Origin of the sequence: Butyrivibrio hungatei DSM 14810 (genome assembly GCF_900143205.1) — a bacterium.
Classification (GTDB): domain Bacteria; phylum Bacillota; class Clostridia; order Lachnospirales; family Lachnospiraceae; genus Butyrivibrio; species Butyrivibrio hungatei.
Genome location: NZ_FRDH01000007.1, coordinates 1 through 16,577, shown reverse-complemented (window position 1 = coordinate 16,577; position 16,577 = coordinate 1). Strand labels below are relative to the sequence as shown.

Genomic DNA, 16,577 nt, shown 5'->3' with positions numbered 1-16,577 from the left:
TATTGAGGATTAGGCTAAAGAAAAAGTGGGTGGGGAAGAGAAAGAAGAGGAGAAGATTAGCCGAAGGCCTGGAAATATATGTGATTAGACTAAAGGTGGAGTGTAAAGGATGTGTGACTGCTGGTGCTAGCATGTCTTTTGGCGAAAAGTGTAGAAAAGGCATGCTAATATTTGTGAATCTGTAGTTTTGCGGCATGTTTCTTTTCAAATTTACTTGAAAAAGACATGCTGATAAAGTAGGAAATGCAAATAAATGGCATGTTTATTTGAAAATATGGAGGTTTTGACATGCTTTTTGATGTGACAGGAAGTGAAATATGACAATAGGGAGTAGCATAAAAAGACGAGCGCAAGAGACAGCATATAATCTGAATATGAACAATCACACTTATTTGACTAAACTGTATTATTTGTTATACTAAATATATCACAGAAAAATAGGAGGCGTTTATGATCATAGAGATTGATTTTAATAGTGACGAAGCAATCTATATGCAGCTGTGCAATCAGATCATCTTGGGCATTGCTACGTCTCAATTTCGTGAAGGTGAGCAACTTCCAAGTGTCAGACAGCTTGCTGAGACCATAGGGATCAATATGCATACTGTTAACAAGGCATATTCTATTTTGCAGCAGGATGGCTTTGTTAAGATTGATAGAAGGCGCGGAGCCATTATAGCTATCGATATCAATAAACTTAAAGCCTTATCTGAAGCTCAGTCTGAACTGGCAGTTGTTCTGGCAAGAGCTATCTGTAAAGGCCTTGACAGACAAGATATCCACGGACTTGTAGATAAGCTATACGACAATTACGAAAGTAATTCGTAAGAAAGGAAGGATAATACATGGATTCTAAGTTTACTGTAATGGCGGCGGATGCTCTTAAACTTGCCAGGAAGACAGCTAGAAGTCTAAAACTTAATTATATTGGTACAGAGCATATCTTGATGGGACTTATTCTGGAAGATGGCAGCGTGGCATCCAGAATCCTTATTGATAATGGAATTGATGAGAACCGCATGATGGACATGATCAGAGATCTCATCGTTCCAGAGAGTAATGTTAAGACTCTTGATAAAGACGGATTTTCACCAAGAGCTGAGAAGGTATTAGAAGAAGCTCATAGAATGGCAGAGAGATTTCATGCTGACAAGACAGGAACAGAGCACATTTTGCTTGCTCTTATCAAAGAGGGTGAGAATGTTGCTGTGAGACTTATCAGTACACTCAATGTTCCTGCTCAAAAGATATATGCAGAGACTCTTGCAGCAATGGGTGAGGACCCTAATATCGTAAAAGAGGATCTTGGCAAAAAAATGGCACCAAAGGCTGGCAAGAAGGCTTCTATTCTCGCACAGTACAGTCGTGACATGACAGCACTAGCTCTTGAAAATAAGCTCGATCCTGTAGTTGGAAGAGAAAGAGAGATCAAGAGAGTTATTCAGATCCTTAGTAGAAGGACCAAGAATAACCCATGTCTTATTGGTGAGCCTGGTGTTGGTAAGACAGCAGTTGTAGAGGGGCTTGCACAGCGTATTGCTGCTGGTGAAGTACCACTTACAGTTCAGAATAAGAGACTTGTAACTTTGGATCTTTCAGGAATGATCGCTGGATCCAAATACAGAGGTGAATTTGAAGAGAGGATCAAAAAAGTCATCAAGGAAGTATCAGAAGATGGCAATATCATCCTCTTTGTAGATGAGATGCATACACTTATCGGTGCAGGCGGCGCAGAAGGTGCTATTGATGCTTCCAATATCCTGAAGCCATCACTTGCACGAGGTGAGATTCAGATGATCGGTGCAACAACCATCTCTGAATACCGCAAATATGTAGAAAAAGACGCTGCTCTTGAGAGACGTTTCCAGCCTGTTAACGTTGATGAACCTACCAAAGATGAAGCTATGGATATCCTCAAAGGTATTGTCAGCAAGTATGAGGAACATCACAAGGTTACTATTACTCCAGAGGCAATTAAGGCAGCTGTAGACCTTTCCGAAAGATATATCAATGATAGAAATCTTCCTGACAAGGCGATTGACCTTATTGATGAAGCTGCATCAGCAGTAAGACTCCGCACTATGGGAGTTTCACCAAAGGTAAAAGAAGTTGAGGACGCAATTAAGGAACTTGATTCCAAGATTGAGAATGCTCTTAGAAATTCAGATTTTGATGCTGCGGGCAAGTTCAACAAAGAGCAGACAAGCCTTATTACTAAGCTCAACAGAGTTAAGAGTGCTGAGAAGAGAAAAGAACTCTCTTCAGGATATATCGTTAATGAGAATGATATTGCAGAGGTTGTGGCTGAGTGGACCAGGATTCCTGTTAAGAAGATCGCAGAAAAAGAATCTGAGAAGCTCCTTAAGCTTGAATCAGTGCTTCATAAGAGAGTTATCGGACAGGAAGATGCTGTCAAGGCAGTGTCTAAGGCTATCAGGCGAGGAAGAGTTGGACTTCAGGATCCTAACAGACCTATCGGTTCATTCCTGTTCCTTGGTCCTACAGGTGTAGGTAAGACAGAGCTTTCAAAGGCCCTCGCAGAAGCTATGTTTGGCGATGAGAATGCGCTTATAAGAGTTGATATGTCTGAGTACATGGAAGGCCATTCCGTTTCAAAGATGATTGGATCACCTCCAGGATATGTTGGATTTGATGATGGAGGCCAGCTCAGCGAGAAGGTTAGAAGACATCCTTACTCAGTAATTCTTTTTGATGAGATTGAGAAGGCACATCCAGATATCTTTAATGTGCTGCTGCAGGTCCTTGACGATGGACACATCACTGATTCTAAGGGCAGAAAGGTCAGCTTCAAGAATACGATCCTTATCATGACTTCAAACGTTGGAGCTCAGAAGATCGTAGATCCTAAGAAACTCGGCTTTGGCGCTGGCAGTGATGCCAAGAAGGATTATGAAGATATGAAGTCTGGCGTTATGGAAGAGGTAAAGAAACTCTTTAAGCCGGAGTTCATCAACAGAATTGATGAGATAATGGTATTCCATACTCTTACAGAAAAAGAGATGATGGATATTGTGACTCTTTTATCTCAGAATCTTAGTAAGAGATGTAAGGCACAGATGGATATTAACCTTACAATATCTCCAGCTGTTAAGAAGTATCTTGTGACCAAGCATTCTGATGCCAAGATGGGTGCAAGACCGCTTAAGAGAGCTATTCAGCAGACTATTGAGGATGCAATGGCTGAAGAACTCTTAAAGGGCAATATCAAGTCCGGTTCAGATGTAACTGTAGGGCTCAAGGACAACAAGATTGTCTTTACAACCGCAGACGGCAAGAAGACTTCCGTTAAAAAAGTTACTGTAAAGACCACAAAACCAGCTAAAGTTGCCAAGACTAAAAGCAGTGTCACTACCAAAAAGCCTTCTGCTAAAACAAAGGCAAAAAAGACTGTGAATACGGGAAAAAAGCCAGCAAAAAAGACACCAAAGAATAAATAAAAAGTCACAAAATTTTAATTTTACATTAAGGTGTCATGACTTATAATGTTATTAACTAAAAACTCTTTTAATATTTAGGAGGAAAGATATGGCTGTCGTAGAGCAGTTATTACGTGCTGAAAAGGATGGAAGCATCAGCTTTGGTAACTACCAGCTTCCAGAAAAAAAGAAACTCGAAAACTTTGAACATAATGGAGATGTACTCAAGGTTAAGACCTTTAAGGACATCACAAAGCTTGAGAGTAACGAGAATTTCGTTTATGAGTCAGTTCCAGGAACTGCAGTAACAAACTTCAAAGAAACAGAAAACGGCGTAAGCTTCGGCGTAGAAGGCGAAAACGACGCGCAGATCACACTTGGTCTATTAGAGAATACTGAATATAGTGTTTTTATAAATGGAACAAGCATCGGAAAGATGAGTACAAACGTTGGTGGCAAGCTCAATCTTAGCGTTGAACTTTCAGGAAAAGGCCTTTGCGAAGTTAGAGTCGAGAAATAATTAAATATCAGATCAATGATCAAAGGCATGCTTTATTTAACAGAAAGCGCTCGCTCTGTGAATATGGCATGCCTTTTATGTTAGAGTAACGTTGGGGGAAGGGAAAATGGCGACAAAGATCAAGACAGTTTTCTATTGCCAGAGCTGCGGATATGAATCTTCAAAGTGGATGGGACAGTGTCCAGGCTGTAAAGAATGGAACACCTTTGTGGAAGAGACAGTAAAACCAGTGTCAAAATCTTCAAGAGCTGGCATCAACAATACTTCTGCAAATGGAGAATATACCAAGCCTCAGTCACTTTCTGAGATCGTCATGAATGACGAAGAAAGAACTGATACACATATTGGGGAGCTTAACAGAGTTTTGGGCGGAGGACTTGTAAGAGGTTCACTTATCCTTGTTGGTGGAGATCCAGGAATAGGAAAGTCTACAATTCTTTTGCAGGTGGCAGGTAATCTGTCAGCTGACAAAAAAGAAGTTCTTTATATATCTGGTGAGGAATCCCTGCGTCAGATCAAGCTTAGAGCTAACAGAATAGGCAATTTTTCAGATTCTCTTAAGTTCATGTGCGAGACAAATCTTGCGAATATCGAAGAAGCTATACAGAGAACCAAGCCAGAAGTTATAGTTATCGATTCGATACAGACCATGTACAACGAGGCAGTATCTTCTGCTCCTGGAAGCGTATCACAGGTCAGAGAATCAACCTCTGTGCTTCTTAGAATTGCCAAGAGTATGAACATCACTGTGTTTATCGTAGGCCATGTTACCAAAGAGGGACAAGTTGCAGGCCCTAGAGTTTTGGAACACATGGTAGACACAGTTCTTTACTTTGAAGGAGACAGACATGCATCATACAGAATCTTGAGAGCAGTCAAGAACCGTTTCGGGTCTACAAACGAGATCGGTGTTTTTGAGATGCAGGAAAAAGGTCTTGTAGAAGTTACCAATCCATCTGAATTCATGCTGGATGGAAGACCAGAAAATGCCAGCGGTTCTATCGTTACCTGCTCTGTAGAGGGCACAAGACCAATCCTCATTGAGATTCAGGCTCTTGTATGCAGAACTAATTTTGGTTTTCCCAGAAGGCAGGCAAATGGAACAGATTACAACAGAGTTAATCTTCTTATGGCTGTTCTTGAAAAGAGGCTTGGACTTCAGATGGCAGATTATGATGCCTATGTAAATCTTGCTGGTGGAATGAAGGTTGCAGAGCCATCACTTGATCTTGGAATCTGTCTTGCTATCATATCAAGTTTCAAGAACAAACCTATAAGCGATGATGTTATTGCCTTTGGTGAAGTTGGTCTTTCTGGTGAAGTAAGATCTGTGAATATGGCAGAAGCTAGAGTAATGGAAGCCAAGAAACTGGGCTTTAAGACATGCATTGTTCCTAAGGCACTGGCAGGCAAGCTAAAAAGTATAAAAGGAATTGAAATTATCGGTGTTTCCTCAGTTGCAGATGCAATGCAATTGGTCTGAGAAAAAATGAGCCCTAACCTCCGTCCCTAGGGCTCATTTTTGGCTTATATTGTTACAAAATGAATAAAGGTGTACAATATATGGTGTGTTGGTTAATATAATACCGCTGAGCGTCCTGCTGACGTTCATTATGACATTATCTTTATCGAGGGGGCAAAGATGAGTAGTAATGAAAAGACCGGCAATAGTTTTATGCTCAAGATCTGTACATTTATTGTAGATAAACGTAATCTTTTTTTCCTTATATATGCAATTGTCTGCATATTTTCAGTTATCGCACGAGGCTGGGTAGGAGTAGAAAACCAGCTTTCTAAGTATCTTCCCAAAACTTCAGAAACCTATCAGGGACTAGAACTTATGGAGGAGCAGTTTACGACTTATGGCTCTGCTAAGGTCATGGTTGCTAATATTTCCTATGATCAGGCTCTTCTCATACAAAAGGATATAGAAAAGATGGAAGGCGTATTTTCAGCAGAGATGGATGATACAGATGCTCATTACGCCAATGGTTCTGCACTTTTTAACATCACTTTTGACTATGACGAGACAGATGATCAGTGCCTAATTCTCTTAGATGAGGTAAAAGAGTATTTTGATAGCTATGATTATTACCTGACAACAACTCTTGGTGATACACAGTCTGAGCTTATTGATCAGGAAATGAATGTTATCTCAGTGATAGTAGTTATCGTAGTTGTTCTGGTACTTATTCTTACGTCTCAGGCCTATGCTGAAGTGCCGGTGCTTCTTTTGACATTTGGAAGTGCTGCTCTTGTTCAGATGGGCACGAATTTCCTTCTTGGAACAATATCTTTTGTCTCTAATTCAGTAACGATCGTGCTGCAGCTAGCGCTTTCCGTTGATTATGCAGTAATTTTCCTAAATAGATACAAAGAAGAACATGCAACGCTTAATCCTCGTGAAGCATGTATTATAGCTCTTTCCAAATCAATTCCTGAGATTACAGGAAGCTCCCTTACTACGATAGGTGGCCTTGTAGCCATGCTTTTCATGCAGTTTGGTATTGGCGCAGATATGGGAATAGTTCTGATCAAGGCTATTTTACTGAGCCTTTTGTCAGTATTTCTTTTGATGCCTGGAATTATCATGGTCTTTGCAAACCTTATGGAAAAGACCAAGCACAAAAACTTTATTCCACAGATTCCATTTGTTGGAAAATTCGCCTACAAGACAAGATATATCATTGCACCACTGTTTGTTGTAGTGATAATCATAGCCAACAGGATTTCTTCCAACACACCATACGTGTACGGCTACTCTCAGATTACTCCGCCCCTTACCAATGCAGTACAGGAGGCACAGAATCTGCAGGATGACAACTTTGCGTCTGACAATATGATGGCGCTTGTATTTCCTTCAGGGGATTATGACAAGGAAAAGAGGCTTATTGATGAGATTTTGTCTAATGGCAATGTGACATCCATAACTGGACTTGCAAATACAGAGGCTATAAACGGATATACGCTTACAGAGAAGCTATCTCCAAGGCAGTTTTCGGAGCTTTTAAATATTGACTATGAAGTAGCTGAGCTGATCTACGCAGCGTATGCTGTTAATGATGAGGAGTACGCCAAGGCTGTCAATGGCCTTGCCAACTACAAGGTTCCGCTTATCGATATGTTCATGTTCGTTTATGAAGAGGTAAAAGAGGGATATGTCACCCTGGACGACAATCTCATGAAGAAGCTAGAAGACGCCAACAGGATGATGAATTTTGCCAAGAAACAGCTTCAAGGCGAGGAATATTCAAGAATCCTGGTCTACGTAAACCTTCCTCAGGAATCTCCTGAGACCTTTAATTTTATCGGAACGCTCCACAAGATTACAGAGAAGTACTATGATGCAGACAAGATATACGTTGTTGGCGAATCCGTCAGCCAGTTTGATCTTAAGAAGTGCTTTGCCAGAGATAACACTGTAACTGGCGTCATTTCAATACTTGCGGTTCTTGTGGTGCTTCTTTTTACATTTAAATCGGCAGGTATGCCAGTACTCCTGATCGCAGTAATTCAGGGCTGTATCTGGATCAACTTTTCTATTCCTGCAATCCAGCATGACAACTTGTTCTTCCTGGGATACCTTATCGTAAGTTCAATCCAGATGGGTGCTAACATCGATTATGCCATCGTTATAGCAGGCAGATATACGGAGCTTAGAGGAACTATGGGTAAAAGAGATGCTATCATCGATACTATGAATCTTTCGTTTCCTACGATCATAACCTCAGGTACCATGTTGGCTGTTGCTGGCACTCTCATTGGTAAGATGACCTCTGATTGCGCTATTTATGGTATTGGAAAGTGTCTTGGAAGAGGAACTATTATATCAATCTTTGTCACCATGTTTGTTTTGCCACAGATATTGCTTGTGGGCGATAAAGTCATTGAACTTACAGCCTTTGTCATGAATATGCCGCTTCAAATTAAGCAGAGGACCGGAACAATGCGAATTGACGGCTTTGTAAGAGGTCGAATTGAAGGTAATGTAACGGGTATCGTTCATGGCGTCGTTAAAGGAAAGGTAAGTGCCTATATAGAAAATGGTGATATTACGTCCATGGAAGATGATACAGTGGATGTTGAAAACGGTGAATTCTACTACACAGAAGGGGAGGATATCTGATATGAAAAAGAGATTATGTATGCTCCTTTTGGGAATAGTTCTTTTTACTGAGTCGGTATTATCAGTATGCGCAGAGGAAAATGACGAAAAGCCCAGGACTTCAGGTGTATCAACAGGAACACAAACGGGAGCACTAGAAGAACAGAAAGATGTCGATGAAGACATAAGAGAAGAATTAAATGCTCTCATTCCCGAAGAAATAGAAGAAATAAAGATTGGAACAACCGAGGAATTCCTAGATTTTGCAGAAAAATGTAAGCTTGATACCTGGTCAGTTAACAAAAAGGTGATCTTAACAGAAGACATTTCACTTCTTGGAGTGTCTTTTAATGGAGTGCCAACTTTTGGCGGAGTGTTTGATGGACAAGGTCATAGCATAAGCGATATGGCTATTAAGAGCGATATGTCTTATGTAGCTCTTTTCTCAAATGTGCAATCTACGGGCGTCATCTCTGACCTTAATGTAAAGGGCACGGTAATTCCAGCAGGAAGCCAGATCATTGTAGGCGGAATCGTTGCAGACAACTATGGCCTTTTGAATAACCTTACATTTGAAGGCGTAGTTTCTGGCGATGACTATGTTGGTGGTATTGCCGGAATGAATGAGCTGACTGGTAATATAACAAACTGCTCAGTTACAGGATATATCAAAGGCGTTCACTTTGCTGGTGGTGTAGCTGGCGAAAATATGGGCAATATCTCTAAATGCATCAATGAAAGCGCGGTAAATACCACAAATGTAGATACTCAGATCACTATTGACAGCATGAACACGCTGAACAAAGTTCTTTCTATGATCAAAAACGGTGAAAGTAGCAGTGAAGAAGCAAGGGCTGACATTACAACCTCTGATATTGGAGGAATTGCGGGACTTTCTATCGGTATAATATCTGACTGCATCAATCAGGGACTGGTCGGATACGAGCATGTGGGCTACAACATCGGAGGAATTGCAGGAAGACAGTCTGGCTATGTCTATAGATGCACCAATAATGCAGTTATTCACGGAAGAAAAGATGTGGGTGGCATTGTAGGTCAGGCGGAGCCCTATGTTACTGTGGATCTTAGTACTGATGTGGCCTATCAGCTAAATGTGGCTATAAGTGAACTCCATGACAGAGTTACAACAACCCTTCAGGATACCAAGAAACAGTCAAATACCATTACCAACAGATTAAACGTAATTCAACAGTTTACGTCCAGTGCTATTGAAGATGTGAGATTTATAGCAAATGAGACTACAGACTTTGCAAATGGAGTATCTGGTGCTACTTCTGAAGCTTTTTCCAGAGTCCAGTACGTGATGGAAGAGTCATCCAAGGATGATGGACTTATGGATCAGACCAATGCTGCAATAGGCAATGCATCCGATGCAGCATCAAGTCTCAAGGACACTGTAAATGACCTAGGGCTTGAGCAGTATATGTCAGATCCTGATAAAAAGAAATATCAAGATGCCAAGGATACTCTGGAAATCTTGGCAAGTCAGTATGCAAATCTTTCTAGAGATGCAGGAACAGCATACTATAACCGCTATGTGGAACAGCATAGAGGTGATTATGGTGATACTACTGACCTGCAATATAGTATGCCTTTTGGAACGGATGTATCGACTGCTGAGAAGCTTGTTGAGTCCTATAATGTGACAGGAACCTGGAGACATAGTACTGATGACAGGCTTTTCCCAGATAATAATTCTACAGATGATAAAGATCTTAATTCTGCTGCACTTGCAGATGCAGAACCTAAGGCAGATGCCTATGCCAAAGCAAAATATAGAAGTCCTGTGGATGATCAGGAAGGTGCTCTTGCTTATACAAGAGATCTTAACGACGCTACAGAACAGGTAAGGAGCCTTACTATCTACTACCTTCCTTTTATGGCAGATGCAGCAAGAGGAGATGCCTTAAAGGCTATGGGGGCTATTGAGAGTGCAGCTGATAATCTTGAGTCTGCAGGAGATAGTGCACGTGGAATTGTTAAAAACCTTGCAGGACGTGGCGCTATCTCTTTTCCTCAGTTCAGCGCGCAGTACAAGGCTCATACAACCTCTCTTGCAGATAACATGCAGGGAATGAACGATAATTTTGGGCTTCTTAATAATGAGATGAATAGCGCTACAGACGTCATCGTAGATGATCTGCAGGACATAGCAGACCAGTTTAATGTCATAATGAATCTTTATACTGACGCTATCGATGGCGTCTTGGAGATGGATTATTCCAACACCTTTGAAGATGTATCCCTTGAGGAAGCCCTTATCTGTACTGATGCAACCGTAGATAAGTGTATAAATTATGGCACAGTTTATGGAGATATTGATACTTCTGGTATAGCAGGTACCATGGCTATCGAGTATGACTTTGATGCAGAGAGCGATGTCACAGGAATTAATGATTCCAAGCTTAACACCTCTTTTATCTCCAAGTGTGTTCTTAGAGATAACAGGAATTATAGCACTTCTGAGGGTGAAAAGAGCTATATAGGTGGCATCTGCGGACTCCAGGAGATGGGAACTATCATAGGCTGTGCAAACTATGGTAATTTAAAATCCAATTCCGGTGAGTATGTAGGTGGCGTCTGCGGTAGCTCTTTGTCATACATTGTAAATTCAAGGTCCAAGGGAATCTTAAGCGGTGCTAGTTATGTAGGTGGAATTGTTGGAGACGGAACCAATATTCGTGACTGCGTATCCTTGGTAGATATCGAGGACACAGAGAGCTGGTATGGTGCTATCGCTGGTCATGTCAGTGATGAAGGTGAAGTAAGGAACAATTTCTTTGTCAGCGACGAGCTGGCTGGTATCGACAGAATCAGCTACTCGCTCAAGGCAGAACCGGTGTCCTACAACGACAATGGAATTCCATATGACATCACCAATCTTACAGTTACTTATGTAGTTGAGGATGATGATCTGGAAGAGGGCAAAGAGGTCATAAAGAAGGAAAGCAAGAAATTTGGCGATGGCCTTGATGAAGCAAATTACCCAAAGACCAACCCTAAAGAAGGCTTTTATGTCACATGGGATAAGCCTTTTGTTGATTCTCTTCGAACTGATCAGGTGATAACTGCTACATATCATAGATTTAGAACAACTATATCTGAAGCAAATGTGGGAGTTAGTGACGACTCTGTTTTTCAGAGTGAGCTTCTTGTGGATGGAAGCTTTAAGGCTGACGATAAGCTTGTAGTTGAAAGACAGAATTCTTTTGATGTAAAGAATTTCACAACAATCAAGGATTATGACGCAGATACTCTCAAAAACTACACCACGCTTAAGGTTACAATTCCTGATGATGGCGCCAAGGAGCATCAGATCAGATATAGGCCAAACAGCAAGGTCGTAGAAGAACTTGGTGAGTATGAAGTATATCTGGTCACAGCAGATGGCGAAGAACTTCTAGAAAAGACTGGTGAGATAGGTGACTACAGCACCTATGATATCGCTGGTAATGAGTTCACACTTAAAGTAAGATTCCCCAGAGCCAAGCTTGCGGTATCTTTGATTAAGTATGTCATTATCGCTATAGTTATTGCATGCGTTTTGCTTGTTTCACTTATTATATTTGCAATTATCCGAGGCGGCAAAAAAGCTCCTAAAATATTCAGATTCCTGGCTAAGAAATTGTCAAAGAAGATTGAGGATAAAGAGCAGATTTTCTATGATGATAGCGGGGATGACAAGTAACAAAAATTATCAAGTTTTGATTGAAAGTTTAGCCCCTTATTTGGTATTATATTAACAGTATTTATACTTGGATTGGGAGAGAGTAATGAAAAGGATTAGGGGCACAGCGCTTAAGCTTATAGTTGCAGCTATGCTGGCACTTTTTGTTTTGGGGAACGAAAGTGCGAGTTTATTCGTATTTGCTGAAGATGACGGAGCAGGTCTTGCTTCGACAACATCTACTTCAATACCTGATGATGCATCAAATATAGGTTCTACAGAAACTGTCAAAAATGATGATGCATCAAATCTAGGATCTACTGAAAGTATCACAAATGGTGATGCACCAAATTTAGGGTCTACTATAAATATTCAAGATCAGAATCCCGATGCTAAAGGTCAAGAAAAAGGAGAAAATGCCAGCGGTGATGATTCAAACGGTTTTGGGGTCTTTTTCTATCTGAAGAAGGATTCTTCTATTCCGCAGGATTTTTATTCGCTGGATTATAGTGGCTTCGCAGATGGAATATATATATCCGGCGCATCAAAAAATAATATTAACTACGATACTTTTATCTATGGCAGTGATGACGAGTCAACTATGGAAGAGGTAGATATTACAGTTAGGAATGCTGTTTATGATGCACTTTACAAAGTTCCATCATTAGCTGAAATTGAGAGCGTATATCCAGAGTTTGATCCCAAGACTCAGTATATACAGTGGTATGTTATTAAATACATTGGCTATGGAATTCATGTTGATGGCGTTGTTAGAAGTAGAGTTAACTCTGTTTATAATGGCCCTGAGGGATATGATCCCTCAACCAATCAGGGTATAACAACAGATCCGGTGGTAGAGCTGGAGCCTGATCTGGTATTTGAATTTGAGACAATTCCTGGAAATCCAGAGGATTACGAATTTGAATGTGATGGTGAAGAACACATTATTGGTGGCGGATTCACTATTAACGTAATAGACAAGAACAACCCAAAGTCATTATTCAAAAATGTCTATGATAAATTTGGTAATTTTAAGATGACAGTAAGCGCCGGTAGTAACGGCGAAGGTACTACATTTGAGTATGGCAACAAGAAATACTGGGTAAATATCGATGCTGCTTATGCAGTTGTTAAGGCCACAAGCCTTGATGATTTCAATGTTTCTATTCCATTTGTTTACGATGGGAAGCCAATCGATGCTAGCCAGATCAGTGTTTTCAGCGTAGATGACAACGGACAAAAGGTAGCACTTGGTACTGAGATCGTGACTAAGGTAGATGCTGGTAACAGTATTGTTACTGCAAGCCCTAAGAGGAGCATCACTATTGAAGCTGGATCTACAGTACAGAATGACAATGGTACAACACTTACAAATGATACTTATGAGATTGTTTCCGGATCACTTCAGCCAGGACACAAGATTACTAACATAGTGTTTAATGGAAGCCAGACAGGTGCCGGTGAATCTTCAAACGAGATCACATCCTGCACTATTCTTGATGAAGATGGCAATGATGTTACTTCCAAGTACAGAATATCTTACAAGAAAGGTAAGCTGGTCTTGGTTGATCCAAATGCTACCATCAGTACTGGAACAGTTCAAAAGGAAGAGGCTGAAGCTAAGGAAACTGCTAAGAGTAAGGTTAATAGTACTGGAAATTATACATCTTCAGTTGTAAATGATAATGGCCAGACAATTGTCATCAACAAGCAGATCAGCTACGGTAATGATGGCAAAAAGCTTACGATTCCAGTAGTTCTCGGAGCTAGAAAAGGTGATACATCTGATAAGAGTATCAATAACATGAAAGCAGTATTCGTAATATTCTTAAGTTTAGCTATCATGTGCTTTACATTCAGAATAGATAAGAAAACAAAAAAACACTAAGAAATCATCCCATATCCCATGGATATGGGATTTTTTTGCATAAAAATATCAAAAAAGGTTAAATATTGCGGATTAATGCCGATATCTTTAGTAGGACTTTGTAGGTACATTATGCGCATTTTTAAATGCGGGATGGAGATAGATGTTATGAAAGCTATGTTAAAGAAAGTATTATGTGTGATCTTATCAGTATTGTTCGTAAGTTTACTTACAATCTGTGATTTCAAAGCTGTGACAGTACATGCTGCTGATGATCCTTACACAGCTCTTTCCAAGGCCACAAGAAAATATAATGGTGTAGATTATAGTGCTGAGTATAATCCGCTTTTCTATTACCTCAATTATCAGGATCTTCGTGATGCCTATGGAGCAGATGGTAACAAGTTGATCGAACACTATGCTGTTTTTGGTAAAAAAGAAAAGAGAGTTGCCAACAGACTTATTGGTGACAGTACAGAGTATGTAGTTCCTACAGGCGATCAGTCTGTGGTGGTTATTCCTAAGGCTAAGCACGGAAATGGTGGAATGACTTATGAACAGGAAGTTATAGCAAGAAGCTATGCCAAGCAGATCGCTGATGGAATAAATGCAGCGATAGAAGCTCAGGACTCTGCTAAGGGTTCTAAATCAAGCTCAAAATCAGACTCAAAGTCAGACTCCAAGTCTGATTCCAAATCAAGTAAGAATAAGATAAAAGATGTTGAGAAGGTAGCTTATGCTGCTGGTGTTATCAAAGCATACTGCGATCTTGGAACATATACTACAGAAGGTAAGATTTATAGGACAGCATATGGCGTATTTGTAGGCGGTGAGTATTCTTGTGCAGGAGCAACAAGAGCACTGGGACTTGTTCTTGATTACCTCGGGATCACATGGGTTCACAAGAATGCAAATACATGGAATGATCAGTGGTGTCAGGTAATCGTTGATGGCAAGGAAGGTTATGCAGATGCTATCACAGCTACAGCTGGTTATGGCAAGCATCCAAACGAAGGCGGAAGTGAAAAAGATGCTGTATCCTATGCAAAGGTTAGAAAGCTCTTTGAAGTGGCTTCACAGAGACCGGTAACAAGAGATTAACGATATGAGAAAAAAACTATTAGCTTTAATAATTGTCTTTTTACTGACTATAGCTGCATTTCCTGTAGATGCGTGTGCAAGCGGAACTACTTCGATCGATGCTACTACATTCAGAGGAAATACCAAGATAACACAGATCCACATTGGAAGCGACGTTACGGAAATATCATCAAGCGCTTTCAGGGGACTTGGACATCTTCAGTCTATAACAGTCAGTGAAAAAAATAACTTCTATTCATCCTATAGTAATTGCCTCTATAACAAGAACATGACAGAGCTTATTTGTTTTCCAGCAGCTCTTAAGAGCGCTTATATCCCAGAGACAGTTACATCAATAGGAGATTATGCTCTAAATGGCGTAGCTGAGGACTTAAAAAATGAAATCAGAGCCGTCGTAGAAGCACAGGCAGCAAACAACCTCATGGAATGGGAAGTTCCGGGCGATCATTTTATCCACACGGAATATGGCGTTAAGTGGCGTACGGCAGACGGAACACTATATGAGCCAGATACAGACATCAAGAAGCTGGTGGCTTCAATACTTGAAGTAAGCTGTGACAGCGGCATGACTCAGGTCCAGCAGCTTGAAAAGAGCTTTAACTACGTAGTAAATGCACTTGTTTACGAGAGAAAGCTTGATGTGCCTGTAGGTTTGTGGACAGAGAGCTATGCGAAAGAAGCTCTTTTGACAGGAAAAGCAAATTGCTACGGCTATGCAGCAACCTTCGCCTATGTGGCAAAAGGGCTTGGCTTTGAAGCCAGAGTCTGCACTGGAACTGTTCAGTCAGCACTTGGCGGCAAGACTCCGCACGCATGGACAGAAGTTAAACTTGGTGATAAATGGTATATCTTTGATACTGAGATGCAGGATGCCAAGGGAAGCGGCTATTATAAGCAGACCTACGATACATATCCTGCAAAGCCAATTGAAAAGCAGGCAAGTATCACAGTATTTTATTAAGGGGAAGTTTTCATGAGGAAATTCACAAAAATAGCCATGATCTTCGTGGGTACGGTGCTTGGTATCTTCATCTTTAATCTGGTGCTGTACGCAAATAACCCAGGCTATAGGAGTGCGCTTGGCGGCATGATTGAGGAAAAGAGCTATGACCAAGGCGTAGCAGCAAGTGATGCCACGGCGCAGACTGCTGAAAACAGTGTAAATGCAGAGGAGAGTGTAAGCGAAGCTGCTCCGGTTGCAAGTTCTAAAGTAGAAGATATGGTACCTGACACCAGGTCAGATGAAGAGGCAGTAGCTGGCACCAGATCAGATAAAGAAGAAGTAGCTGACGCTAGGGCAGAGGAGAGAACTTTAGAACCTGAGTCGGAAGAAAAGGTAATAGTGGATAAAACATATCATGAGGACTGCGGTACAGGAAAAGGGTACTGGGTGATCACATATTCTGATGGATCTGTAGGGCTTGAATGAGCCCTACTTTTTTTGACATTTTTTACTGAGAGTTACCATTCATAGTTTGGGGATAGCCGCTGGCTGGTTCACTGAGGCCGCGCCCTGCCTCTGCCTAGTCTAGCTAAGTGGGGCCGCCAGCCTAAAGTTTGTTTTTGAGAATCTCTGAGGATTTTTCTATGTTCATGAGCGTTATATTTCTTACTTTAAATTCTGTTTTTGAAACACTGTCTGAGTCTTTGATGCCATTTTTGCTGTAAAGTTTTGTTTTGTCCTCATCAAAAAAACGATACTTTTCTATGTGCTCATGCAGCTTTTGTTTTAATACGCATGCTCTTGCTAAACGCAAACCGCATGCGCTTCAAAAGCTGCTTATGAGCACAAGAAAATGGCGTTTTTTTGACAATCGTTCAAACCCAAAACTTTACAGCCAAAAATGTGCCTCAAAGAC

General features: G+C 40.8%; 11 protein-coding genes. All 11 read left to right on the top strand.

Annotated features, from left to right (window positions below):
* Positions 1-185: hypothetical protein (locus BUA02_RS16015; protein ID WP_207647712.1), on the top strand; the 185-nt coding region annotated here is incomplete at its 5' end.
* Between the two features lie 265 nt (positions 186-450).
* A complete protein-coding gene (locus BUA02_RS09130) occupies positions 451-828 on the top strand; it encodes a GntR family transcriptional regulator (RefSeq protein WP_072703165.1) in 378 nt (125 codons plus the stop codon).
* A gap of 17 nt (positions 829-845) precedes the next feature.
* The gene (locus BUA02_RS09125) at positions 846-3,458 is read left to right on the top strand and encodes an ATP-dependent Clp protease ATP-binding subunit (protein WP_072703163.1); all 2,613 of its coding nucleotides are present in this window, start codon (positions 846-848) and stop codon (positions 3,456-3,458) included.
* 88 nt (positions 3,459-3,546) lie between these two features.
* On the top strand, positions 3,547-3,957 hold the full coding sequence (locus BUA02_RS09120; RefSeq protein WP_071175521.1) for an endosialidase: 411 nt from the start codon (positions 3,547-3,549) through the stop codon (positions 3,955-3,957).
* Positions 3,958-4,063: 106 nt separating this feature from the next.
* Positions 4,064-5,440: a DNA repair protein RadA gene (gene radA / locus BUA02_RS09115; RefSeq protein WP_072703160.1), complete on the top strand. Its 1,377-nt coding sequence runs from the start codon at positions 4,064-4,066 to the stop codon at positions 5,438-5,440.
* Positions 5,441-5,599: 159 nt separating this feature from the next.
* Positions 5,600-8,083: an MMPL family transporter gene (locus tag BUA02_RS09110; protein ID WP_071175523.1), complete on the top strand. Its 2,484-nt coding sequence runs from the start codon at positions 5,600-5,602 to the stop codon at positions 8,081-8,083.
* 1 nt (position 8,084) lies between these two features.
* Entirely contained in the window at positions 8,085-11,771 is a 3,687-nt protein-coding gene (locus tag BUA02_RS09105) for a hypothetical protein (RefSeq protein ID WP_072703157.1), read from the top strand.
* 85 nt (positions 11,772-11,856) lie between these two features.
* Positions 11,857-13,638 carry a hypothetical protein gene (locus BUA02_RS09100; RefSeq protein ID WP_072703154.1) on the top strand — a complete coding sequence of 594 codons (1,782 nt, stop codon included), beginning with the start codon at positions 11,857-11,859 and terminating at the stop codon, positions 13,636-13,638.
* Between the two features lie 147 nt (positions 13,639-13,785).
* The gene (locus BUA02_RS09095; protein WP_072703151.1) at positions 13,786-14,718 is read left to right on the top strand and encodes a hypothetical protein; all 933 of its coding nucleotides are present in this window, start codon (positions 13,786-13,788) and stop codon (positions 14,716-14,718) included.
* A gap of 4 nt (positions 14,719-14,722) precedes the next feature.
* Positions 14,723-15,679 (top strand): transglutaminase domain-containing protein, encoded by a 957-nt coding sequence (locus BUA02_RS09090; protein ID WP_072703147.1) that lies wholly within the window; start codon positions 14,723-14,725, stop codon positions 15,677-15,679.
* A 12-nt stretch (positions 15,680-15,691) separates the two neighbouring features.
* Positions 15,692-16,147 carry a hypothetical protein gene (locus BUA02_RS09085; RefSeq protein ID WP_072703144.1) on the top strand — a complete coding sequence of 152 codons (456 nt, stop codon included), beginning with the start codon at positions 15,692-15,694 and terminating at the stop codon, positions 16,145-16,147.
* Positions 16,148-16,577 lie beyond the last annotated feature (430 nt).

Coding starts and splice junctions, on each gene's coding strand:
- BUA02_RS09120 (WP_071175521.1), top strand. CDS start 3,547: ATGGCTGTCGTAGAGCAGTTATTACGTGCTGAAAAGGATGGAAGCATC.
- BUA02_RS09130 (WP_072703165.1), top strand. CDS start 451: ATGATCATAGAGATTGATTTTAATAGTGACGAAGCAATCTATATGCAG.
- radA (WP_072703160.1), top strand. CDS start 4,064: ATGGCGACAAAGATCAAGACAGTTTTCTATTGCCAGAGCTGCGGATAT.
- BUA02_RS09090 (WP_072703147.1), top strand. CDS start 14,723: ATGAGAAAAAAACTATTAGCTTTAATAATTGTCTTTTTACTGACTATA.
- BUA02_RS09100 (WP_072703154.1), top strand. CDS start 11,857: ATGAAAAGGATTAGGGGCACAGCGCTTAAGCTTATAGTTGCAGCTATG.
- BUA02_RS09095 (WP_072703151.1), top strand. CDS start 13,786: ATGAAAGCTATGTTAAAGAAAGTATTATGTGTGATCTTATCAGTATTG.
- BUA02_RS09085 (WP_072703144.1), top strand. CDS start 15,692: ATGAGGAAATTCACAAAAATAGCCATGATCTTCGTGGGTACGGTGCTT.
- BUA02_RS09125 (WP_072703163.1), top strand. CDS start 846: ATGGATTCTAAGTTTACTGTAATGGCGGCGGATGCTCTTAAACTTGCC.
- BUA02_RS09110 (WP_071175523.1), top strand. CDS start 5,600: ATGAGTAGTAATGAAAAGACCGGCAATAGTTTTATGCTCAAGATCTGT.
- BUA02_RS09105 (WP_072703157.1), top strand. CDS start 8,085: ATGAAAAAGAGATTATGTATGCTCCTTTTGGGAATAGTTCTTTTTACT.